Annotated in this window: 20 protein-coding genes and 1 pseudogene; 6 read left to right on the forward strand and 15 right to left on the reverse strand. The window is 52.9% G+C overall.

Annotated features, from left to right (window positions below):
* Positions 1-66: 66 nt before the first annotated feature.
* The 5 genes from IEX86_RS19080 to IEX86_RS19100 all read right to left on the reverse strand — a co-directional run bounded on the left by IEX86_RS19080 (position 67) and on the right by IEX86_RS19100 (position 7011).
* Complete coding sequence (locus IEX86_RS19080) at positions 67-3792, reverse strand: DUF6079 family protein (protein ID WP_188867720.1); 3726 nt, start codon at positions 3790-3792, stop codon at positions 67-69.
* A gap of 11 nt (positions 3793-3803) precedes the next feature.
* Complete coding sequence (gene brxF, locus IEX86_RS19085) at positions 3804-4271, reverse strand: BREX-3 system P-loop-containing protein BrxF (protein ID WP_188867721.1); 468 nt, start codon at positions 4269-4271, stop codon at positions 3804-3806.
* A 7-nt stretch (positions 4272-4278) separates the two neighbouring features.
* Positions 4279-5190, reverse strand: coding sequence for a WYL domain-containing protein (locus IEX86_RS19090; protein ID WP_188867722.1), 912 nt, complete (start codon positions 5188-5190; stop codon positions 4279-4281).
* A gap of 359 nt (positions 5191-5549) precedes the next feature.
* The gene (locus IEX86_RS19095; RefSeq protein ID WP_188867723.1) at positions 5550-5852 is read right to left on the reverse strand and encodes a hypothetical protein; all 303 of its coding nucleotides are present in this window, start codon (positions 5850-5852) and stop codon (positions 5550-5552) included.
* 502 nt (positions 5853-6354) lie between these two features.
* Positions 6355-7011 (reverse strand): EcsC family protein, encoded by a 657-nt coding sequence (locus IEX86_RS19100; RefSeq protein WP_188867724.1) that lies wholly within the window; start codon positions 7009-7011, stop codon positions 6355-6357.
* Positions 7012-7543: 532 nt separating this feature from the next.
* Between IEX86_RS19100 and IEX86_RS19105 the strand changes: the two genes are divergently transcribed.
* From IEX86_RS19105 to IEX86_RS19115, 3 genes are all read left to right on the forward strand, one after another.
* Positions 7544-7999, forward strand: a complete 456-nt coding sequence (locus IEX86_RS19105; protein ID WP_188867725.1) for a hypothetical protein — start codon at positions 7544-7546, stop codon at positions 7997-7999.
* Positions 8000-8658: 659 nt separating this feature from the next.
* Entirely contained in the window at positions 8659-9264 is a 606-nt protein-coding gene (locus IEX86_RS19110; protein WP_188867726.1) for a hypothetical protein, read from the forward strand.
* A gap of 55 nt (positions 9265-9319) precedes the next feature.
* Complete coding sequence (locus tag IEX86_RS19115) at positions 9320-10006, forward strand: hypothetical protein (RefSeq protein WP_188867727.1); 687 nt, start codon at positions 9320-9322, stop codon at positions 10004-10006.
* A 224-nt stretch (positions 10007-10230) separates the two neighbouring features.
* Here the strand turns inward: IEX86_RS19115 and IEX86_RS19120 are convergent, their stop codons facing one another.
* The 6 genes from IEX86_RS19120 to IEX86_RS19145 form a co-directional block, all read right to left on the reverse strand.
* Positions 10231-10833, reverse strand: coding sequence for an ERF family protein (locus IEX86_RS19120; protein ID WP_188867728.1), 603 nt, complete (start codon positions 10831-10833; stop codon positions 10231-10233).
* A gap of 107 nt (positions 10834-10940) precedes the next feature.
* Complete coding sequence (locus IEX86_RS19125; RefSeq protein WP_188867729.1) at positions 10941-11180, reverse strand: hypothetical protein; 240 nt, start codon at positions 11178-11180, stop codon at positions 10941-10943.
* Positions 11177-11467 (reverse strand): hypothetical protein, encoded by a 291-nt coding sequence (locus IEX86_RS19130; RefSeq protein WP_188867730.1) that lies wholly within the window; start codon positions 11465-11467, stop codon positions 11177-11179. Before IEX86_RS19130 ends, IEX86_RS19125 begins: the two co-directional genes overlap by 4 nt.
* Positions 11464-11787: a hypothetical protein gene (locus IEX86_RS19135; protein ID WP_188867731.1), complete on the reverse strand. Its 324-nt coding sequence runs from the start codon at positions 11785-11787 to the stop codon at positions 11464-11466. Before IEX86_RS19135 ends, IEX86_RS19130 begins: the two co-directional genes overlap by 4 nt.
* Before the next feature lie 152 nt (positions 11788-11939).
* Positions 11940-12908, reverse strand: a complete 969-nt coding sequence (locus IEX86_RS19140; protein WP_188867732.1) for a DUF932 domain-containing protein — start codon at positions 12906-12908, stop codon at positions 11940-11942.
* Positions 12909-13005: 97 nt separating this feature from the next.
* Positions 13006-13272, reverse strand: a complete 267-nt coding sequence (locus IEX86_RS19145; RefSeq protein ID WP_188867733.1) for a hypothetical protein — start codon at positions 13270-13272, stop codon at positions 13006-13008.
* A gap of 1347 nt (positions 13273-14619) precedes the next feature.
* On the opposite strand from IEX86_RS19145, the gene IEX86_RS19150 reads away from it, so the two are divergent.
* Both IEX86_RS19150 and IEX86_RS19155 read left to right on the forward strand, forming a co-directional pair.
* A complete protein-coding gene (locus tag IEX86_RS19150) occupies positions 14620-15552 on the forward strand; it encodes a ComEC/Rec2 family competence protein (protein WP_188867734.1) in 933 nt (310 codons plus the stop codon).
* A gap of 248 nt (positions 15553-15800) precedes the next feature.
* Positions 15801-16319, forward strand: a complete 519-nt coding sequence (locus IEX86_RS19155) for a GIY-YIG nuclease family protein (protein WP_188867735.1) — start codon at positions 15801-15803, stop codon at positions 16317-16319.
* 1197 nt (positions 16320-17516) lie between these two features.
* Here IEX86_RS19155 and IEX86_RS25090 read toward each other — a convergent pair.
* From IEX86_RS25090 to IEX86_RS25100, 3 genes are all read right to left on the reverse strand, one after another.
* A complete protein-coding gene (locus IEX86_RS25090) occupies positions 17517-18500 on the reverse strand; it encodes a hypothetical protein (protein WP_229685416.1) in 984 nt (327 codons plus the stop codon).
* Positions 18501-18530: 30 nt separating this feature from the next.
* Entirely contained in the window at positions 18531-20111 is a 1581-nt protein-coding gene (locus tag IEX86_RS25095; protein WP_268239877.1) for a VPA1262 family protein, read from the reverse strand.
* Positions 20112-20263: 152 nt separating this feature from the next.
* Positions 20264-20821, reverse strand: a complete 558-nt coding sequence (locus tag IEX86_RS25100; RefSeq protein WP_229685418.1) for a hypothetical protein — start codon at positions 20819-20821, stop codon at positions 20264-20266.
* Positions 20822-20972: 151 nt separating this feature from the next.
* Here IEX86_RS25100 and IEX86_RS19165 point away from each other — a divergent pair.
* Positions 20973-21578, forward strand: a pseudogene (locus IEX86_RS19165) (DinB/UmuC family translesion DNA polymerase); the annotation flags it as partial.
* 449 nt (positions 21579-22027) lie between these two features.
* Here IEX86_RS19165 and IEX86_RS19170 read toward each other — a convergent pair.
* Entirely contained in the window at positions 22028-23458 is a 1431-nt protein-coding gene (locus tag IEX86_RS19170) for a tyrosine-type recombinase/integrase (protein WP_188867736.1), read from the reverse strand.
* Positions 23459-23755: the final 297 nt, after the last annotated feature.

A 23755-nucleotide genomic window follows, 5' to 3' on the forward strand; every position in this document is an offset into this window, starting at 1 on the left:
CCTGTCCACTCAAGGAATTCTTAAGCTTTATGCAAGCTTCGCCACGATGGGTTCCCCAACGCATCATCACTCAACCACAAACCGCAGTTTGCTCGCGTCCTTGCCCTTGCAACGCTCGGTCATGAATGACTCGAAGCGGCGGCGCAGGTCTTCAGGCGTGGCCGGAGAGCCGCCGGCCAGCAGCGCCTGTCTGATGTCGTCGCCGGTGACCAGGATCTTCTCCAGGCCGGACAGCGCCTCCTGGATGGTGGCTACAAATTCCGGCGTGACTGGGTCGGGTAGTGTTTTGGACGCGAGGAAGGCGGTAATCAGCTCGCGCTGGCTGGCCTTCAGCAGCTCGAAGTTGGCCTGGATGATGGGGTCATCGAGGTTGTCCAGCAGGGTTTGCTGCCAGCCTTCGAGCAGGCGGTCCAGCTCTTCATCCAGGGCCTTGAGTACGTTGGCGGCCGGCAGCAGGTCGGCTTGCTCGTTGGCCGGCCGGAAACCGCAGTGCGGGCACACCGGGCTGGTGGCCAGCTCGGCCTCGACCAGCGAGGCGCAGCTTTTGAGCTTGTCGAGCTTGTCTTCGAAGCTGGTGAGCTGTCCGGTAGGCATCAGCGAGATGCCCGCCAGGGTGCGCAGCGTGGTGATGCGCGAATCGCGACGCAGGGCGGTCTTGGTCTTGTCTTCGGCTACACCAAGGCGCGCCTGGCTGTGCTGGGCCACATAGGCGTTGATGTAGTCCTTCTTGAGCGCTGCCAGTTGTTGGCGGTAGGTGGCGGCCTGGGCTGCACTCTTGTCTTGGGCGAGTTTGTCGAGAATGTCCTTGCGGGCCGACTGAGCCTGCTGCACCCAGGCGTGGTCATTAGGAAGGACCATTTCCGCCTGGGACAGGTAGCCAGCCACGCTACCCAACTCGGCAACCAGATCACGCAGCTTCTCAACGGCGGAGAGCACGTCCAGGTTCTTCTGCTGTGCCTCGATGTCGGCCTGGGTGATGCGCAGGTTCTTCAACTTGCCCACGGTGTTGTAGGGGGACAGGCTTTCCAGGAAGCTCTTGAGGGCCTCCAGGCGGCTGCGCCAATCACGCAGCTCTTCCTCACGCAGCAGGGACTGACCCCAGAAGCTCAGACGGGTTTGCAGGTCGGTGCCCACGGTGAGCACCCGATTGACCAGTTTGGCAACGGCTTCCAGCAGCTCCTTGACGGGCTCTTCCTTGCCCTGGGTGGCCATCTGCGCGAGACCGCTTGGCAGGCCCAGCAGCTCGAACAGTGAGCGAAGAACGGCAACGTTGATCTCCTTGGGGGCTTCAACGTGCTTGAAGGTCTTCAGATCATCCAGGGCGCGCTCCACCAGCAGGGAGAGTTTACCGGAGTCGATCTTGTCGCCGGTGATGGCGAGCACGATGTCACCGGAGTACACCAGGCCACCCAGCACCGCCATCAGCAGATCGGGCTCCAGGCGGAAGCGTACCGGTGCAAAGAACTCGACATCGGTGGCACCACTGATTAGCTCGGCGCGGTTGAGAACCTGGCCGTGGCCCTTGGCGGTGAGACGGCTGAGGACTTCCTGGGCGTAACGGGAGCGGGTCGGCTCGATGCGGTCGCCATCGAGCATTTCCAAGGCATCCAGGATAACGATGGCATCCTTGGTGCGGGTGCCGCCGGCAAGTGCCTTCAGCGCATTGCCGATGAGTTGCTTGCGGTTGGCTTCGGTGACCAGGGCGGAGAACGTCGGGTACTCCGGCGCCAGGTCGGCAAAATGGGTGCCGAGGGCCAGGCCTGATGTGACGTTGACGATGTCACGGAAGTTGGCGCGCTCATCCGGCCCCAGGCGCAGCTTGTCACGCATGGAGACGCCCTTGGCCCACTCCTGCAGGGTTTTGGTCTTGCCCTGGTAGGTGACTTCGAAGGCCGTCATCTGCTTGTCTTGCAGCCACTTGCTCATGTCGCGCAGGGCTTCTTTCGCCTTGTCCAGATATACCGACTTGGCGCCACCGCTGGCTGATGACGCCAGCTCCTGGGCTGCGGCATAGCAGGCCAGATAGCGTTTGATGGCATCGTCCAGGCCTTTCAGGCGGAAGAACACCTCATCCGTGCGGCTGTCGTCGCGAAAGCGTGGTGGCTCGAACGGCTGGATGAAGTAGATGTAGAAATCACGTTCCGGCTGGGCGGTCGGCCGGTCGTTGGGGGCGCCAAGGAACAGGTAGCCGTTGCGTTCGACACGCCGCTCCTGCCACTCCACCTGGTGTTGCCAGATCCGGTAGCCGGTGACGTAGGTGTCTTCCTCGGTGTGCTCCATCAACTGCATCAGGGCGCTGTAGTAGGCACGATCCAGAGCGGCGTCGGACAGGGCTTCGGCGCGCTTCTCGATTTGTGCGTCGTAGTCGACGTCTTTCTTCAGGTCGAGGTAGTACTGCTCGGTGTCGGGGGCCTTGGAGATGAACTGGCCATTCACCGTCTTGACGATCTCGCGCAGGGTGGTTTGCACGGCGGTCAGCAGGTCGTCGGCCGGCTCGCCGCCCATGTCCTCGATGCCGGGCTGGTACAGGCACAGGGTGTCGCGAAGCTCTTCTGCGGTCGGCCCCACGGGCACGTAGATATCGCCGCCGGTGGTCAGGCGGTGGACGGACAGGCCTTTGATGACGCGAATGGCCATGGCCTTGTAGGCGGGGCGAGAAAACGCTTTTTGCACGCGCTCGCCCAGCACTTCAGCGACATTGAGTACCGGGCCGATATTCGGGTCTGAGCGCAATACCGAGTTGGATGTGACCGTTTCCCAGAACTTGTCGAAGCCGATCAGGCCAGGGCGGTCGGTGGGTACTTCATCGTCCAGGATGGCCTGGATCTGGTCGCGCAAGGTGACCAGCGCGCCGCGCTTTTCGGTAAATATCAGGCGCTCGAAGGTGCCGATGTAGTCCGGGTGCACCGGAAACAGTCGCACGTATTCATCCATCCGCTCGTTCATGTTGTGGTAGAACTTGGCGAAGGGTGTGAGGTAGGTGCGGATCTTGTGCTGCTGGTCAGCGGATTTTTTCAACAGACGCTCGGCGACAACGAAGCTGACATCCTGACGGGCCAGCAACACCTGGGCGAAACGTTCGTTCACACGGCGCAGGCTGTCGGCAACATGCTGGAAGCGGCTGTTGTCGAAAATGGCTTCCTGCACGCCGGCCACAAAGCGGAAGCGCAGGTGCTTGGTGACTTCGCCGATCTCGCGCAGGAAGGACAGATCCAGCACCAGGTCGTGGTCCTTGCGCGAGCGCAGGAACTCAAGGAACTCGTCGACCACCAGCAGTACGCCCTTGCCAGGGTGTACTTCGTCAAAGGCAGCCATCATTTCCTCGAACGCCGCTTTGTTATTGACGACTTTGTCGGCCGGCGGGAAGGCGTAGCTGACGCCCTGCTTCTCCAGGAAGATCTCCAGCTCCTGGGTGATGATGTCGCGCAAGGACATCTGACTGGAGATCTCGATGCGGTGCACCTTGAACTTGCCAGCGATGCTGCCGGCCGCCTCGGCGACTTTGGGGTGCTGAACCATAGGCACATAGGCGGCGTCTTCGGCGATCAACGACAGCACCGACATCAAGTGCGATTTACCGGTGCCGTAGTTGCCGACCACCAGCACGCCCTTATGGTCGACCGACTCATCGAAGGAGAGCTGCGGGATCATCTGCTTGGCAATGCGCTCGGCCATGTCATCGGAAATGACATAGGTGGCGACGAGCTTCTTGGCCTCGTTGGGCCGATTGGCGTCGAGCAGCTGAATGACCGACTCAATCGGCTCGAACTGAATAAGATCCCCGTAGCGCATGTGCTTCCCCTTTACCCCAACGATTTAATTTCAACTGGAACCAGGCCATCCAGGCCGTAGTCCTGATATTCCGGATGCCCCATCTCGGCATAGACGAGCCGGCCTTCGCGCAGCTCGCCCGGCCACACCGCGACTACGCGGCGGCCATGGGCGTGGCGCTTGAGCAGGTCCAGCGGGTCCAGCTTGAGCGAGCGGTCAAACAGCAGCTCGAGATTGTCGAGCAACAGCAGGTCGCCCTTGGCATGTTCATCGGCCAGATCCCGCAGAACCACATTTGCCTGTAGTGCTCGCTGCCGCTGAGACATCGCGGCCAACTGGCGGCCCAAGGCGGCACCGACATTCATCACACGGATGCCGTGATACTTCGCTAATACTCCGATCAAGGCACTTTTGCCGCTACCAGGGCGGCCAGTCAGCAGGACCAGCTTAGTTTGCAGGGCGCCTACTTCGTTAATTCGTTGTTCGAGCTGCTCCAGCATTATGGCCTCAGTCCAGTTCGGCCGCTTGCTGCTGCTCCGATGAGCAGTAGCCGGGTGCGAGCAAAGCACTCTTGACGCCATAAATGGCAAGGTGGTCTTTCAACCACAGGCGATACTCAGGCCCCCGCAGGCTGTGATCCGGGGAACAGTCGACGCTCCATTTGCGTAAGATGTAGCCCGCCGTGGCAGCCCGCAGCTTCATGCGAAGACTGCCATCATCCATGCTGTAATCCATTTTGGTGATCTCAGGGCGCGGCTGTGCTGGATGCGGGACCAGTTCCAACTCCACGATGCGGGTCCACTGGATATCCTGGTCGCTGCGTTCGTGGGCTTGCACGCCGGCATCCCGTGGAGCCGTCGGGCGCTTTATCCGTGTAATCACGAAATCCCTAAATTCCTGGGTTTTGCGATCAAAGGCGCGGACGTGCCAGCGCAGCCCGTTGTCGATCAGGGCAAAGGGCACGATTTCGCGCTGTGTTCGGCCGCTGGAAATGGAGTGATACTCGATGGCCAGCGGTCGCTCCTGGTGAATAGAGCGGGTGACGGCGGCCAGTACGTCCAGATTCGGGTGCGTGAGGCTGAATGGGATCTCACTGGCTACCCAGGCTCTCAGCCGGGATGGTTCGCCATCGCCAAACCCCTGGGTCAACCAGGCCAGGACCCGCTCTGGCTGGTAGTCGAATACGGGTTTGAAGTGCTCGCCGAGCACGTAGGACTTGGCTTTGGCGTCGTAGTCGATATTGCTCGGCGCCAGTTCCTTGTAGATCGCCAGGTCCCGTGTGGCAGCGGCCGACTGAATTCCGAAGCGCGATACCAGGTCCTGGCGGCGGATATCCCCAATGAACCGCACACGCAGCTCAACAAACGCGAGGCGATCGCGCTGTGGCTGTGTTAGGTCATCAAGCTGTTCGTTCGACATTCGCGGGGCTCATTTTGGAGTCGGGGTCGTGCTAATGGTTTTAGAGAGTATATGGTGCGTTCTATTGTATATCTATTGTACGCATGGTGATTTTGCATGGCGATCTTTATGATGACGAGCTACTTGGGTGCTTTGTGAATGTCAAGTGGCGAGGTTTAGCACCTGTCGCTGCTTTCTTGTGTTCTGATACTGGCTAGACTGTTGCCTTCGGGCGCAAGATGGCTTGTGGGAGACGATACAATGGCTCCTCCCTGAAGGGGTCGCTACTCGATCTTTGTGCTTGCCGGGCGCCATAGATCCAATAGGGCAAGGCAAGCTTGTGATAGACGCGCTCGTTAGAACGCTCCTGCTATTCCGGATTACATCCAGTGCCCTGGCACATCTATTCCGTAGTTCTTCGCTACGGTCTTCAGTGTGGAGATAATCTCGGCATGCCGTGTCTGATCGGCCGGAATCCAGGTCTCACGGCGCTCTAGTAAGCCTCTCAGCTCACCCAGGTTATACATGCCGAGACGATGAAAATTGCCCCAACTCGGTATGCCGAATAGGTTGTAGATCACCATGGTGGCGTCGCGTTCGCTGGCAAGACGCTTTCCCCCGCTGAGCTTTTCGGCGGCTGCTTCAGCTTCATCGCGGTCGTCGTAAGTGTTGAGCAGTTTCATTAGTGCTTGGCTGTAGTCCGATTAGGCGGTGGATTCTGCCTCACTGGCAAAAAAAGAACATCTAATGATCTGTTTAGGGAGAGCCGCTAGGATGCGGCTTTCCCTAAACAGTGGCTTATCGAATTAGCTTCTATTGTAGCCGACTCAGGATCCAGTATGTCAGCAGCACAGTCACGAGCAGTGGCGGAATGCGAGCCATCAGGACCACTAGCACTATTATCGCCAAGCAGCCAGCAAGGATGCTTACAAACACGAAGAGTAAAGCGAAAATGCATATTAGTAGCCTGGCTCGTCTCCTACAGATAACCCTGTTTTACTAACGATACGCAGTCTTCATGATCTACTGCGATTTGATCAAGCGTCTACTAGCTGACCTGATTTAGCGCCGTTCAGTTTGTTAGTCAACGTGCGATCTGCCTAGCTTGGCTCGAGATCGCCTGAGCGGTGGCTAACCACTGGATTTAGGTAGACGATAAATCGGCTAGGCTTTAAATGCTGCTATTCAAGCTTGCGCCTTTGCATCAAATGTGGCTTTAGAGTCAATAAATATGTCACGTGCTACATTTCCAACAGTATTGGTTGTAAATGAGTCAAAGCCGGCACTAATCAAGCCGCCAAGGATTGGTACTGCTTTACCTAAGTTTATTACACCTGTACTACCAAATTTGGTAACAAGTCTAAACCCTACAGCTTGGTTTATGCGCTTAATAGTTTCACCGCTAATTTTCTTGATCGAGTTCATCGCTACTTTATTAACAACAACAATACCTACATCTTTAAGTATATCTTTAGCTGCATTACCAGCCAGGCAGGTAAATACCATGGCTTTCACTCGATCATCTTTAGGGTCATGACCTCCCAAGTAAGCGATAGCGGAAATCATTCGCAACTGAACGTAAAGGACGCTCGCTACGTTAGCAGGAATTGCAACTGGTAGAGTAATAACACCGCCAAGGCCGGTGACGAATCCGGAAGTTCCCGCTTTGGTATTTTGCCAGCGAATGAGTGAGTTAGCCGCGCTCATTGGCGTAGAATTGTTACGACGATACTCTTCGGCAAACTCTTTTGCTGAACCAGTTCCAGGAATACCATCCATTGCTTTTTCATAAGCCCACTCAAGTGCTTGAGTAAGTTTAGTCGTAGTAATTGCTGTGCCCATACGAAATCCTAAGGTAAACCGATAAAGTTCATAGCGCGCTAAGAAACAAACGCGCCTTGTCTTGTAGTGCATGTGTCGGCTGGCTTTCAGATTTTCTTTAATGAAAAAATTTATCTTTGGAATGGCATGGCTGGTAAGGTCTATAGATTTCTAGAAAGTCAATCTGCTAAAAGTAATATCTACGATTAGTCTGAAGCCTTCATCTACTTGGCTCTATAGTGGCTTGCATAGTCATTGAGCTGCGCTGTGAATAGGGAGGAGTTAGCTTGGTAAAAAGGCATTCGCACACTTCAGTTGTTTTTTCATCAATCAATTTATCATATTTAAAATATATTAAAAGCGAATAATATTTAGGGTGGGTTAAATAATTAAAGTTGGCTAAATTGTTATTTGTTTGGTTTTTATGTAATAATTTATTTTGTTGTTGAGAGATATTAATGTCTAGGTCTTATCAGGTTTTAATGCTTCTCTTTTATTTGAAAATAGCCCACTTCTTTCTCGTCTCGTTGATCTGGTTAACTTTAGTGAGCGTGTGATAGTTACTGGCAGTGGTGGCGTTGGTAAAAGCATGCTACTTAGAGCGGCATTTCCAGAGAGGCCGATTCTAATATTAGACCATTTAACAAATTTTATGAGTGTCACCCATGATGAGTTGGAGAGCGGATCCTGCTTTCTCGTCGATGATGCCCATAGGTTTAATGAAAAACAAACTGAATGGGTTGTTAGCTGTTTAAATCGACTAAAAACGGGCTATGTGATTTCCTTTCCTCAGGTGCGCATTTCACGAAATGCACCTATTATCGAATACTCTTTATCAATCAAGTTAGTCTTGGCGCTTCAGCAAGATAGAGGACATGTTATACGTATTTTCTTAGATAAAGATTGGGGCGGCGAGGTTATTTGGGTGGAGCAAGTAATTCAGGTAAAAGATGGTAAAATAAATATACTTAGCGAAATAAAACCTAGTCTAGGTAATTTTACTGCCTAATAGTCTGAGGAAGTAAATAATGTCAGGCCGTAACTTCAGGTATATTCTATCTATATTCAAATAATCTTAGGCTGAATTATGAATGTAAGACTGACTGAGCAGCTATATACAGAATTTCCTTATTTATACTGTGGACATGTCAAGCCAAAATCTGAAAGTTCAATGCATTGGGGTTTCGAATGCGGGGACGGCTGGTTCTCTTTGCTTCAAGAGTTAAGTAAAGATCTCTCGTATTATCTTGCTAAAAAACCTGATCTCAATTTAGAAGTTACGCAAGTTAAAAGTAAATTTGGCATTCTTCGTTATCATGTTCGCGGTGGAGACCTTGAGACGAAGAGAATTATTGCCTCCACTTGTCAACGTGCTAGCTCTATCTGTGAGTTGACTGGCAATTCAATTAGGACTCATGAGTTATAGAGTTAAAAGGCTAAATTAGTCTCTGTTGATCACTTAATTGACGATGCGCTTGGCTAGGCTATGCTGTATTACTACAAGTTTACTGGTGACCTTAGGTGGGTATAAGTTGTGCCGCCGACTAAATTATTGATTGCTGTAAGGTACTGTCTATGCTTCATGCGATAAATAGATCTAAGACAACGCTATATCATCGATATCTCGGACAGCGAGAACTAGGTGAACGTGTTACAGGTGAGGATGAAATGACCTCGCTTGTTTTTGGATCCCTCGCGCTTTTGCCTGATGCTGCAATCTTTACTTTTTGGAAAGAGCTTTTAAAAAAGGGAACGCAAGGCCTAGCCTGGCAGGGTGGCAATCCATCTTCAGTAAGTATGACATTGTGGCCGTCTCGACGGAATGGCATCGAGCCTGATATTCGTGTCGAAATTATATGGCCTAATCTATTACGGCAGGTAATTGTAGTTGAAGTTAAGTGGCGCAGCGGAACACTTGGTACCAATGGAGAACAGCTTAGCAAGCAGTGGCAGGAATATCTCATGCCTGATGAAAGAGCCACAGCGCTTCACGTTTTCCTTGGCTTAGATATTAGCGAGGGGATTAAAGCTAAGTCTGCACATGACGCTCCATGGAGCGATGGCCAACTATTTCTAAGAACATGGACAGATGTTGGATGTGCAGCGAGCCAATTGACTCACGATCTTCTTCTCTGCCGCTGGGCCGAGCAGGTAGGCGCTCTGCTCAATCGTTTACAAATCACCCCATTTTCAGGTTTTGTAGCAGCTCAACAGCCCCAATTAGAAGGAACACCTCTTTGGGTCTTTTGGAAGAATGGCTCCGACCAGTGCTAATCGTACCGTTATAAACCGAGCAACTCATTTTACAGCTGTAGAGAGAGCCAAAATAATGTCTAGCACGGCCAAGATGATTAGTGACTGTATGGCTTATGTAAATTTGCTATACGTGGAATGTGATCATTTATGCGAAAAGCTCAAAGAGCAATTTAGCGAGCTGTTAGTAGAGCCACAGATGAGAGCTAAATATCAGGCAATTGGGAACTGGAAGAGCGCTCGAGAACTCTCGCCTAACGGCGGCCATATGCTGCACTCAATAGCATGGTCTCAAGAAGTGGCATTTGTTGGGGAGCATTCTTTGGCTGAGTTTGATAAAAAAAGAGAGTCAGCTGATAGAAAGCATGTTTTTTTCCAAATTAGCCTTGCTGGCAAAAGAATCAATGCGTCGGGTAACACTGAGCCTTTAATCTACATTGGCTTTTGGAATGGGGCGGTGGCGTTCAGCAGTGATAAAGAATTCTGCATGGGATTCCCCCTTGATCAAGAGGACCCACCTCATTTAGAGCACAATACCCTTATGGTGTGGGACTCCAATCCTGAAGATCCCTCTTGGTCATTTACGGTAAGGCTCGCTCAAATAAATGATGAACAGGCAGTCAAGGAAGTTATCATGCAGCCATTACGAAGTCTCTTGCTTTCATCTAACCCAGCTTCCGTAGCTCTTAATGGAATACCTGGAATTGTCCAGTTCCAGCCTATGGACAGCAAAAATACTGACTTTAAGATTCTTCCTGAATAGCCACCGCCAGAATAGTTGGCATGAAAAATATATAGATTGCTCCGAATGTTGTTATAAATCGGCGGCCTGTCGTCGCTATCGCTTTAAACCTAGAAAAATTTCAATGGCATTTAAAATAAAAGAAAAATATAAATTGTCATAGACCCGGGTAGATAGCTTTTAAGCTATCTACCCGGGTCTATGACAATTTATAGCGCTGATTGCAAAAAAGCTCATATCTCCAATTATGCGGCGTTTTGCCGCTCTCGATACTTCTTTGCGGCCGCATCTAAGCTAACAATTAGCCCTTCATAGAGGTCTGCTGTGATCTCAGCTGTATCGGGATAATCACTTCTAAACTTCTCTATCACCTTTGGGCTACAGTTATTCAATATCGTTTCCAAGTGGTTCAGTTGCTGCCTAGTCACCGCTGGTGGCACGGATCGCTTGGGAGTGCCTTGCTCGCTTGCTTCGTTGGCATCATCATCTTCCTGAGCAATACCGGCAAAGGCTGCCAGCGAATATCTTCGATAGTACGTGATGGCAGACCCGACGCTTTGAGGATCAAGCTTCGAGCAAGGTCCGAGTAAGCTGTTAACTATCCATTCGCCTGATTCATGAATGAGAAGAGTCTCGACTCCGACCTTACCCTCTTCGAAGAAGGGCATTTGAACAATGGAAAGTCCGTGCTTGCTAAGCACTGGCCGGGATGTATTAAGGATTTCAGCCAGGTCGGCATATTTGTTACGAAAGTGTGGGTTCACGCTGCTTTTGGTGGCATTTTCAATTTCCGCTTGAGCGCCGGCTAGTGCTTTGGCTAGCGCTGCTATGGACTCTGATTTGAACATGGGTTTACTCCAGGCAGCCGAAGGCCTGCAACAGCTGCATAAAGGAAAATGAATTAAGGTTTAGGGAGTACAGGGAGAGCGAAGGAGGTTGGCTTGCTAGGGGAAAGTCAGTTGTTTAGCCCAATTATTCTTTCGGCAAGACCTAGATGCACTTGCGCTTGCTGTTGAGCAGATATGATCACTTCGGCACGCCATAAACCATTCTTCTGAAACGGCTGACGCCTAAAGCGAATCTGTTTGAGATAACTGAATCCCAATCGCTCAAGGCGAGCGGTTAGACCTTTGAAGCTCCGTGCAGCGATTAGCTCTGGAGGAGTTTTGGGGTAGACAAGAATCTGGGCGCTCATACGGCTTGCTCCGTCACTGCTTCAAGAAAGTTACTCAAGCGCCTGAGCATGGTTTCCAGTCTGGCTTGAGGGTTATCGTCCAGGTCCAGCCAAACTTCATCGCTCCAGATGAGGGGCGGCGGCTTGCCAGCTACGAAATTAGGTCTGCAGGAATGGTGGACTTGGATCAGCAGTGACTGAACATTACCGTCATAGTGGACGAAAGCTACATAGCGATCCGCACAGCTCACCCGAAGGGCAGCGCCCTGGATCTCCTTCAATAGTGCAACGAGCGTTTGGTTTGTCATAACGCTTTCCTCGGCTGCCCAAAGAATGCTTCAAGTCTACCCATAGCCTGAATAACCAGGCGCCGCTGGCGGATATGCTCAGGTGGTTTGGGAAAGGTATGGGGCTGCCTGGCCCAATAGGCCTTGTAACGTTCTAGTTCCTCTTTCTTGTATTGACTGTTGCGCCCCATGAATTCATTGGCGCGCCGCTCAAATCTATCTGCTACAAGGAGATCGGCGTCACGTGCCGTACGGTTATCAGCATAGGCCGCACTGGTACGCAGTTCCCTAGCGCTAGCTAAGAGCAGTTCAGCCTGCTTAATCAGTTCATTGTCTGTCATGGTGTTCTTGATAAGGGATTACCTCTAGAGGCGAATCGCGTTGAAGCTTCTAAAGAGGTAGTGAGTGAAGAGAGTAGGTAAACACTGGCTGGTGCCTCTCGGCAGGAACCAGGTATATGAGCAAAGGCTCATCAGGCGCGGGGCGAGCGCCTCTAGGCAACTAGCTGGATGGCAGTATCGAGCGCGCGCTGCTTGATCTGAGCCCCCTGGCCAAACCAGGCTGAATCCATACGGTACTCATTGCTCCTAGCACGACGCTCATGGTCGACGTACTCGGTTACGGCATTGAGCAAGCCCCAGGCCGTGCCACGTGAAGACTCAAGCGTAGCTCCGCGACCCTGTCCCTCATAAAGGCTTTGTACCTTGCGTAGGGCTCGCTCGTTGGGCAGGGTTTCAGGCAACTGATTTGCTGGATTAACTTCGCAAAGTACGTTCATGAAAAAGCCCATCGCCTCATGCCACTGCACCTTGCGTTCAGCCAGATGACGCATGCGGTACATGAATTCATCCCACTGGGAGACAGCAATGCCCAGCTGCTTCTTGACGACTTTAGGATCAAAGCGGGTGTTGTGTGGAACCTTGATGGCCTGAGCGGTGCCGTCCAGTGCGATGGTTAGGGTGTTATTGCAGACAACACGTACCGTGGTGGGCGTAGCGGTAGTCGCTAGGGTGCCATCACATGAGGTAGCCAAGAGCAGGTAGCCACTGACCAGATCGTTACCTTTCAGTGTTGCCGCTTGTCCTGTTTTGGCTAGCGCCCAAAACTTGCGGCCTCCTTTAAGTACTCCGGCTGTTTCGAGTTCATAGCCTGAGACTTCGGTGAGATCCCGGTAAAACTCTAGGACTTCCCGAGGCTGGACGACTTGATAGCGGTTGGAAACAACTGACAACGCCGCTTTGGTATCGGAGCGGTAGAGCACCTTTTGCTCTGGGAAGGTATGGATAGTGCCGAGCGCACCGATAGCGTCTGCCTTGAAGTGAACCGGGCTTTCCTGGATATGCCAGTTCATTCCAGCCTCTCGTTGCCAGACTTCGAGCGGTTGCTTTTCAGTAAGGCGATTACCGAGGCCATGCCAAGGAGTAGCGCCAACATAAGCCATTTGTTCGATCAGATGTGCCATGAAAGTAATCCTTTAGATGTGTAACGGCATAAAGGCCACGCCTCGCGCAGCCTCTGCCTAATAAATAGAAGGGATAAGTAAGAAGAGCAGGTCTGGCTTACTGATTGAAGCGATAGCCACATTCAAGGCATACGTTGTTAGCCAGTACATGGCGATCGAGTTGATCGCCCAGCTTGGCACCAAGCGCGCAGCCGCCAACGCCGCCGGCAAGTCCGCCGAGTATGGCACCTGATATCGAGCCGATAGTGATACCAATCGGTCCAGCGATAGCGCCTATGGCAGCACCTGCTTCAGACCCGGCGAGCGCTCCACTAATGCCGCGCGCTGCGCCGCCGATCGTACCGACAGCGGCACCGACTTTCATAGCGATTCGAAGGGAGCCGATTTGATTTGAGTTACAGGAAGGGCATCGCAATGACATGGTTAAAACTCCAAGGGTGGCAATGTCATTGCAGTGATGTAGGACTGAGATTCTTTCGAGTCCAGATGAAAGAACGCAATTTATGGCAATGTAGCGACAGGCGGACGCTGTGTGAAGAAAAGTTATTGCCGTACGCGATCAGGTGCATGCGGCTTACTTTTGACGTTCTGCTCCACCTGCTGGTACCTTCCTATTCATGGTAAATACGCGAATTTTGTGGCGACGTAAGCTAGTCAGTCAACTGCCGAGAAATTTGCCTATCGATCAAAAAAACGCTACGCCTAGTGGCAAGTCTCGGAAGTGCGTATCCAGGGTGCATGTGATCGTGCCTACTGGTTCTCGTACCTGTAAAACATGAGCAATGTGCTGGGGGCGCTGACCGGACATCCTTACCTCGTAGCGCGTGCTTATAACAGGCAGCAATCGACCCATAGCTGCCTTCCACGGCGGCTTCGATTGCAACTTTGATAGATGTGGAAACTCCTTAGCAGCAGTGTGGCTCACAGGGAGATTTCCGTCAGAGCTTGTGACCGAGCGAATATCTGATGCACGTAGAACCACTCGTATTATCTGAGCTAATTGTAACGATCGGACCGATTGGCTCGCGAGCCAGATCTCGCAAAAAGATCGCGGGGCGTAGCTTCGTTCCAGCATCGTGTACTGCGTCCGTATTCCCGAAGCAGCAATGTCCAAGGCTACTCGTATATCCTTGCCACCGGTGAGTTTGACTGTGTTGTCTAAATAATCTGAGGGCGCATGAACAATCATTTCAATCGATTTGGGGAAGGAGAAGCTGTCGAGTTCCCAAGCGCTGGTTACGCCCGAGTAGATGATGTCGAAATCAGTCGAAGCGGCAGAACTGCACGTGTCAGCTTCGACGTAGTGGATGCAGATTTTATTGATAGGAACCACAGCAAGGCCAGAGGCGGAAGGGATTATCGCGTCGATTCCACTCCTGATTTTGATCGCATGCCTCTATTTCATTTGCAGGTAGTATTTTCGACCACGAACCTGCGGCGGGTAAGGGACAATCGATGTGGTGACCTTACGTGTGAGCTATGCTATCCATACTCATGCAGAAATTACTCGATTCTCGTTGAGTTCCTGCGAAAATCAAGGTCAGATAGATACGGCGATAGCAGTCAGGGCGGTGATACTGACCCCTCCCGCTGGTTTAAAATAGTCAAAAGCTCTAATTCTGTTGGCCGACTAGCCACGGCTTACAGTGGACTTTTCTCAAAGCCTGAGAAGGTGCGAGTCCACTTACAGCTTGCGGCTCAGCAGCAACAAATGTTGAGCGAAATTTTCACCTTGCCCGGCGTTCGTCAGAAGCAATTCGAGCCGGCTGATCTAGCTTTGTTCGCTAATGTTGAGTGCGATCATGTAGTCGTATTTGACGTAGGACAGGGTAGTGCCAGTGCTTCGATCTCAAGCAACGCACATGCTGCAAAAGTAGGCGGTACGCCGGAGATCTATTTTGACGCTGGGGCCGGTGTTTATGCCAATCAGAACACTCGTCCGCCAGGCCTCTCGTTGGAGGCTGGCGGTGCGAAAGCGGTTTTCCTCTCTCATTGGGATACCGATCACTGGGCTGGGGCTATGCTGGCGCGTCCAGGGGCGGATTCGCTGTTGACGAAGACATGGTATGCGCCGGATCAGGTCGTCGGGCCACGACACGTCGCCTTCGCCAAAAATATTGAGGCGAATGGCGGGCGGCTGGTTCTGCTGAGTCCCCCTTCATCGGCCGTTCAAGAAGTTCCGCTTGCTGGAGGTCGCGTTTTACGATGGGCGCAAGGAACAGGTCGGGACAGGAACGATTCCGGACTTGTGGCCGCAGTAGAGTGCTCCATACCTGTGGAGCAAAGCATTATTTTGCCGGGTGATTGTGATTACCGCTTCTTTAAGCATCTTCAGGCAAAAGCGCCTATTGGTTTGCTTGTTCCTCATCATGGGGCGCGACTTAGGAGCGCAAGCATCGATGTTCCCATACCGCATCCCCAAGCGAAGAATTCCAAGCTGGTCTATTCGTTTGGCCCGAACAACAAACACGGCAAGGCTCGAGTTCGGCATCCGACTGCCGAAGCGATTGAGCTTCACAGCGCTTGGGATCATGGGGGGTGGCGCGCTCGACCGGGTTTCGGAGCGGCAGGGCGTAACGTGCATGGAACCTCTGAGCATTCAGCAGTAGCCAGAGGCGATGTTTGTATCGATTGGCAGCGGTGATCATCGGGCTAGGCGCGCCCCTACGCAAAATCTGAGGCTAAGTGACGGGTGAATACTCAAATTTCGCACAGGAGCACGGTTTTGAGCCCTGTTTTAGACTGTCTCTGCGCTCAAAAACGTTTTTATACAGCCTGGGTCGTTAGCTGCCTGCCTCTACTGGCACAAGCGACCCAAAGCTGTCCTTCGTGAGCGGGTTATTGCCTGTGCGTTAGCTTAATCCTCAGATTTCAGGAGACTTTATTGTCGCTATGCACTACGAACAGATTTCGTCATTGGAAGAGTTTCTTTCTCAAGTTGAAAGACGTCTCTTAGACCCAGAACGGCGAGTAAGTGTGTCGTTCCCAATCACCGCAATTATACCTTGGGACGGTGATGCGCTGGCTCGCATCAATAAGTCGATACTGGACAGCGTTTCAGGATCTGCAAACCTATACGCCATCTTTACCGGTGCATCCGGTGCAGCAGAATGTTCGCTCAGGTATCTCGGAAAGACTACCAAGAAGCTAGCGCGACAAAGGATCACTAACCATCTTTTCCGAAAGCACGAGAAGACAGGGTCGAAGTTGGCCCAGGTGTTAGCACATGCATGTGACGGTGGAACGGTAGAGATCGCTTGGATTGAAGTCCACACTGAGTCGCTCAGAAATTACCTTGAAGAAGAACTGATAATTCGTCACCCCGAAGCCGACTGGAATAGAGAGAACAGGACTAAGCTCAAAGCTTCATTCGAGACTTCTGGTCTTACCTTGGAAGATATGACGAACTGATGTTCGCAATTTGAAGAACTGATAGACCGCTTCTGGCCGGTTTCTGCCGGTGCCGAAGGGCTGAAATGGGTCGGTTGCTGCCGCTCGTGACAGGCGCCTACCGGCCCAAAGCAACCCTGAGATACCAGCAGAAATCAGCCGGGTGTTGCCTGTCACGACAGGCGCCAGTCGACCCATTGGAGCCCTTCAGTAGGTTAGCCCTCTATCTGTGTCAGGTGATAGCAAAGCTTCAAGCGGTGATGCCACGGCTAGTCTAGAGGCAACGACCTCACCAGCCCGTGCAACAACATCAAGGGTTTCGTCTTTAAACGTTACGACCCAATGCCTAGCACCTGACGACTTCCGCCGAATGGTTTCTTCAGAACCAGTAAGTTCGTTAAACGAATAGACCTAGAGGCCCGATGAAATATGTGGATGACGTCCTAACCCTTCGTCCCATTGTCTATATAGGGCCATAAGGAAGGGAAATCAATAATAAAGCAATTTCATGTGCTGACTGAGTTCTACCCTGCTGCAACCTGGAGCTTAGGGATGTGCAGCGCGTGTTCCGGCGGAGCTTCCTCGGAAAGCACGTCCGCCGCCTTAACCTGCTCATCCAAAGGCCGGAAATCCTGTATCGCCATCGGCCAAGCTCCCAAATGCACTCGGTTTAACGTCCTGCTAGTCGGACTGGCCGAGGTGGAATGGTTCATTGGGCAGACAAGGTGGATGATCGATGCCGATCGCCTTGGGCCGAGCCGATCACGGCATCACGCGCCTGCGTTGATTCGGGGCGAGCCGTTAAAGGCTGTCCGGATCCCCAAAAACATTTTGACAGGGCTCTACTACGGTAGTCTCAGAGCTGAATGTTTGTATTATGCTCCGAAGTTTGACGCCAGCCGCGGTGGGTGCGTGATCGATCACGATTGACGATTTCTGATACGGATCAGAGTGGTCGTCGGCAATCTTCAGTGTCCATTGACACCGGGGCCACACCTTTCGTCGATAGTGCTCAGAGCCTGGCTGGCAGCTTTAACCGGGCACACGTCGGCGGCAGTGCTGATGGTGTTCATCGCGGGGGTTCTTGAAGGCGACCGAGGAGCAGAACTCTGATTGCTTCGGACTCCCATGCTGACTGTTTGAGGAATGAGTGCAAAGGGCTGTTGCAGTGCGTCGGGTAGGTAAGTGCCTCTGTAGAGCGAGGCACCTGCCGTGCAGCTACTTCTTACTGGCCGCTAGTAATAGCCTTGTGATGGTATGGCCCAGGCTATGAGATTTGAGTTGGTCAGGATCACCCTTCATGTAGGTGAGTAGTTCGGTGCTGGTGGCATAGTCCCGGTATGTATCGGGAAGCCGATCAATAATCTCAGCGCTCTCAAGCAGAAGTTCAGCCAGTGATGGGGTTGCATCAACATCAACCAGTGCGTCGATACGTCGAGCCAATGCATAGAGCCAGAGGTTCACTTCATGCGCTCGAATGTGCGATTGCCAGCTCACCTGAGCGCTGAAAGGTTGACGAATCGTTCGAGCCAGCGCATTGAAGATTTTCCACAGCTCAGCGACGATCGCTTTCTGATCTTCTGGAGCCAGATAGCGGGTCAATGTGGCAAGTTCATCAGTGAAAGCACCGTCTGCCTCCAGCTTGAAATAAAGGCTGTTGTTGTCTTTCAGTGAACCGCGCCATTGGCTCGTCAACTCGCTGAACCATTCTCTAGAGACCTGAGCCGTGTCTACTGTCTTCTGTTCGAGCATGGGAAGAAGTAATGACTCGAGAATCCAAGGCGTGAAGTGATGCAGCCTTCCAATACGCCCGCGTACAGGCTGCAGGATGTCCTGAAGTTCCTGATCAGACAGTGGTCTTTCAAGTGATTGCGTCAGCTTTGCAATCAGATGGTGCTTGACGTCCGACTCATCATAGTTCGCTTCGTTGATTAGCCAGCAAAGAATGGTTCGATGAGCGCTGGCAGGTGTTACCTGGTCGATAAGGCCAAGTGTTTCAACGCCCCACACGCCTTTGTTGATTGCATCCTTGAAAGCATGCAGACCTACCCAGGTGACGATGCTCGTCTCACTGTGCAGGAGGGCTTCTATTTGTACTGGGTGCTTGTCGAAGCCGAGCGACAGACAGATGCGCTTGAAGACCTCAATGACCAATACGTTAGGACGTAAGCCCTTGACGGGTTGCGCACATACTTCGCTCAACCAGTTGACAAGCGCCTGTGGTGCATGTGACTAGAGTAGCTTGAGGGCATAGTAGTCACTCCATGAGGTATCGGGTGGCGAGTAGCGGAAAGCCACGTTGGGATCATCAGTGGAAAGCAGCAGCTTGGTTAGGTCTTGCGAGCGATAGTGCTCAAGATCCAGCAGCGCCTTTCGTACCCTTGGCTGTAAAGCACCTTGGCGTGCAGGATTAATGTGTTCGAGCAAGGCGCTCTGCAGCGCCTGCGGGAAGGGCTTTTGCTCCTCTGTGTACAGTTGACCCCCTTGGCAGTGCGCCAGCACATAGCCAAGAGCATCCCAAGCCGAGTGGAAATCTTCGAGAGGCAGACCTTCGGTCCAGAACTTGGCAGGGATACTCTCAAACATTTCTGGATTGAGCTTCCCATCTTTGACCTTGCCCTTGGCCTCCAACTGATTCATCAATTCAGCACCAGACAACCCTGCGAATTCCAGGTCATCAAGCCACCAAGCCAGCACATCGCCCGCGCGAGGGGCGTCAGTGAAACAGGAACGATGGTTCAAGCCCTCCTGTTCCTCGTCTTCTTTCTTGGACTTAGTGAAGGAAGTTGAGTCGAAAATTAGCTTGGCGGTAGGTACATTTTTGCCCTCACCATGAAGCGTGCTTTGAATGATCTGGTCGCAGTACTCGAAAACGTGCGGCATCACATCCAGAGGGATAGGTGTTGCTAACAGTGGATAGTTATCATTGGCGCGTTGTATCGAGTTGGAAAGCTGATAGCCGGCTAGCGGGCGACCGCTGGCTGATCGAATCAGGATCATTCGATCATGGATTTTGCTTTCAGGTACGGCGAGCACTTTGAGGCGAACATTGCCGAAATAGCCATTGCCCCACCCAGCGCACTGGTTGAGAAGGTTCTGAATGCGGTTCGGCTGATCAGCGCCAGCTTTGCTATCTTCCTTCGACTCTTTCTCGGTCGTGATGATGAGATAGTCGCCTGCTGCGGTGCCCATTCGATGAAGCAGATCGATGCCTACGTCCTCCATGAATGGATCGAACCAGGCAATCTGAGCGTCATGGTGGTTCTCGAAGATCTTACGGAGCCATTCCGTCAGTTGTATCCGGCTGGTGCCACCACTGTCGGTAAGCGTAAGGAAGAAGCGCCCCTTGGAAGTCTTGGGGCAGAGCTGCTTCATGGTTGTTTCGGTGGCGCTGTTGAGAGCTACCCAAGGGTCAGCTGTATGGCCTCCCAGCTGTGAGCGTGAATCTCTTGACGCCCTGCCTACTCGCGCGGTGGCTTGAAGCTTCGCTTGATCTTTCGGCGGGACGCGTTTCTCCAACCAGCTCAGCTTTTCATTCGAGCGGATAGGCTCGACCATCTGCATGTTGAGGTTCATGCTACGGACGAAGTAGTTACCGGTTTGTAGCACCATGAAGGATTCGCCGAGGCCACTGAGCGCGTAGATTTCCAGGGTGAATGATGTACAGATCTGCTTCACGAAGGCTTCAAGCCTGAAGCCATGCTTCAGTGGGTACTTTTCGTGCTTGTCCAGCCGAGCTGTATGGGTGGCCAGTACGCTGTCGGCACTATAAGCATTCACTACGACCAAGAGGTCGGACGCGTCTTGGGTCAGTGGCTCGGAAAGCTAGAGAGAGGCGTCATCTCCCTTCAACGTAATGTTGTACTTACTCTTTTCCGCGCGATTTTGGCCGGGGATGCAGATGAATTCAAAATCCCCTATGCGCCATGCATCCAGTGACGCGAAGTCCAGTCCGGTACCTGCGTTCAGGCTCTGGCATGCGGCTTCTGCGATCTTTCGATCCAAACCCTCCGCCATGTTGAAGGTCTCTGTCTTGCTGTCGAACGAAATGGCTGCGCTGTCCACGCTGGCATAGCTAGTCGGGCTGAGGCGGCTGGTACGAAACTGAAAGAAGTCTCGTGTCGGTAGGTGCATGACCGGGCGGGCCACAGGGTTGCCCCCACCTTGCTGTTCAGTTTGTCATCGAGTTGGATATCGGCCAGCTGGCTGGCAGCATCCAGTGTCGCACCAGAAAGGAAGTGCTTCAGGAAGATCTTAAGTCGCTGCGTTGATGTGTACAGCGCCAGGGCATGGGTCTTGGCGGAGCAGCCATCATACACGGGCGTTTTGCTACTGGAGGTGCCGCTCCACTTGTGAGACTGGTGGGTACCCGGCAGTGATCGGCCGTAGAGGAACCGCAGTTCCGCGGACGCTGCGCGTTCGATTTCAAGAATCCAGATCTGGGTGGCGGTAGCCAGCTGGTCGTCACCAAAAAGTTCATGAAGCCGGAAATCGGAGGCCAGTGTGTCGAGAGCATCGGTCATAGTGCGTCCTTTTGCTTGGTCAGAGAACGGATCTGGTACGCAACGCTGAAGGCCTAGCGGCATAGACTTGCGTCAATTTGACATCAGTTTCATTGACCGAACAATGACGGAGCGCAATGTAGGCTAAGAATGATAGGGTTCTGAACTCCCGGGGATCCGTACCGGCTGGGATTTGGACTTGCTGATGCCTGGACGTTGCGTAAGTAGTTTAGTGTCGTGGTAGAGAAAACGGACCGTGAACTACGCGGCACGCCGTGCCTCGGTCTCGGAAAAGCCGCACTGCCGAAGCAGGGTTCTGCTCAAGAATGTTTGGTAAGCGGCTGCTTGAACTCGAGCCTATCGAGGAGGCTGTGGTAGCGTATGCCGCCCGGGCCGCCGAGAAAATACGAGCGCAGCATTCCATGTGCAAGCGCGTACGGTTGAGCATCCGCACCGAGATGTTCAATCCAGATGGGCCCAAGTTTGCCAAGAAGGGTGATCTGCGAACTGCCATACTCCACCGACGACACCAGATACATCACCCGTGCGGCTATCGCTGGCCTGGAGCATGTTTATCGAGTTTAGCAAAGCCGAGGTGTTTCTGATGGATCTGCGGCAACGCGGCGAGTACAGCGATGCTATCAACGCGAAGTGGGAACGTAATACGCAAAGGCCTGGATGTGTAACGACTGCGCTTGAGTGGGACATGCGGCGGGACATGATGAGTCAGAGTTTCACAACACGGATTGATCGGCTCTGGCTGGTGCAGTGTAAATAATGCCTGATCATGCTGAGCTCACTGAGCCGCGTTTTAGCCCGTATGTGAAACCGGTGGGAGATAGCCATACAGAGTAAGTAGCGTTTGAAAGTGATGAAATCGAGCTCGTGCCGCATTTCGCGAATAAGCTGGGCAATCATCCCTCGACTGGTTGCGATGTGCGAAATGATATGCCAGCGCGATGAGCCGGGTTTGAACCGTGCCGTGCTCATAGAGACGGAGCCGAACACTTCCATCTTCGTGTCCATAGCTCCATAGGAAGGGAACAAATACCTAAGCGAGCTGAGAATGCGTTGAGTAATTGGCGTTGCGTACACATGGAGAACCTCCTTGTTATCCAGGCGAGGCACTCTAAAGACGGGAAGGGTGGCGGTAGCGAGAGATGTGACACAAGCGTTTTAGGCAGACGCAGCAACCAGTTTCTAGCTCTTAGGCGGACGCCGTCAAAGCTAGCTTTGTCGTTGGTGCTCAAGGCTAGAAGAGCACTGACGCAAAGATGTAATGCCCAATATGGTTTCGATGCGTTTTCCAAGCAGTCCCCATGCCTCGGTTTTCTCTTTCGCGTAGTCGTGGTGCAAGTAGTGCCGACGCACCTTGGATCCGCTTAGCAAGTGGTTCTGGCAGCGGTCGATGATTTCCAAGGTAACACCGAGCTCCTGCATCATTGTCGAGCCAGTGCGCCGCAGATCGTGCGGTGTCCACTCTCCTTTAGACCCTTTGCTCAGTACGAGCGAGTCATCATGGTGGCGTCCGGTAAGGGGTTTGCTGCGATTCTTGAAGCGGCACTGTCTGTCGCCGATTAGCTTGCTGACCGTTTTGGTATCTACATGGCTTTCGTTGGTTTTGCTAGGGAAGCAGAACGGGGTGTGCCCTGTTTCGTTTTTCAGCAGCTTGAACTGATTAAGTGCGAAGTCTGATAGGAATACGTGGTGATCTTGGCGTTTGCCTTTATGCCCCTTGGTAGCCTCGGCGGGGATGAACCAGGTGCCTTTCTTCAGGTCCAGGTAGCGCCACTCGGCCTTAAGCAGCTCGCCGATACGACAGAGGGTGCTCAGGCATATCCACAGAGCGCACTGGACTCGCGTGTTGACCGGGCGAATGCCGGAATACTTCTGGCCAGCGGGAAGGTCCTCGTAGTCTTTCTCCAGGCGTTCGAGGATGTCACGCAGCTCGCGAATTTCGTCGGGGGAGAGCAGGCGGTCGCGTTGTTCTTCATAATCGTGATCGAGCAGCTTGCTGACATCTATAAGGTCGGCTGGATTGCCGTCAGTCATCAGGCCTCGCCAGGGTTTGCGTTTCTCACCCCAGCGCAGCATCTGGCCAATGTCGTTGTTGCGGATAACGACGGTGCGGTTCAGGCCACGGGCTTTGACTGAGCGCAGCACTGCGAGCAGATCCTTTTCGGTCAGGTTGCGCAGTGGTTTCTGGCCAATCAGCGGTAGGACATCTTTCTTGAAGCTGCGGATCAGTTCGGCATTGCCATCCTGGCGGGAGACGCCGTCGCGAGTCCATTCGTCGAAGAGGTCCGCCACCGTCTTGTTTTCGGCCGCTTGGCGTTCGGCTTCGGCGATGGTCGCTGCGACTGCAGCTTGAGCTTCGATCCTGGCAGCTTTGCGGGCAGCGGTTGGATCGATGCCTTTTGCGGCCGTCGCTCTAACCTCATCACGTTCGGCACGAATCTGAGCAAGAGACTTCTTTGGCCAGCTGCCCAGGCTTTGATCGCGTTTCAGTCCGTCTTGTTTGAATTCGTAACGAAACTGCACTGTTACACCACGGACGCCTGCGCGAACCCTGGCAACCAGGCCGCCGTCCTCCCGAAGGATTCTGCCGTCATCGGCAGAAGTAAGGGCGTCTAGCTGCTTCGCCGTTAACTTCGCCACTCTCTACCCCTTGCCTGATTCGGTTGCCTTAGAATTTTACCCCACTTTTACCCCACCGAATCGCTTGACTGGTGGTGGATAGCACTGGACGCTATGGGACAACAGAATAGCCTGTAAGTCCCGTATTTGCTAGGATTCGTGAGTCCATAAGAGTCCATGTTGATCTACAGTAATTCACCAAAAAAGCGCATGGGGTGCAAGGGGTCGAGTGTTCGAATCACTCCGTCCCGACCAACAGATTCAATGCTTAGAGCCTAGTGTAGCCGCACTAGGCTTTTTCATTTGTAGGGAGTTTTT

The sequence above is a fragment of the Pseudomonas asuensis genome (assembly GCF_014646755.1).
Taxonomy (GTDB): domain Bacteria; phylum Pseudomonadota; class Gammaproteobacteria; order Pseudomonadales; family Pseudomonadaceae; genus Chryseomonas; species Chryseomonas asuensis.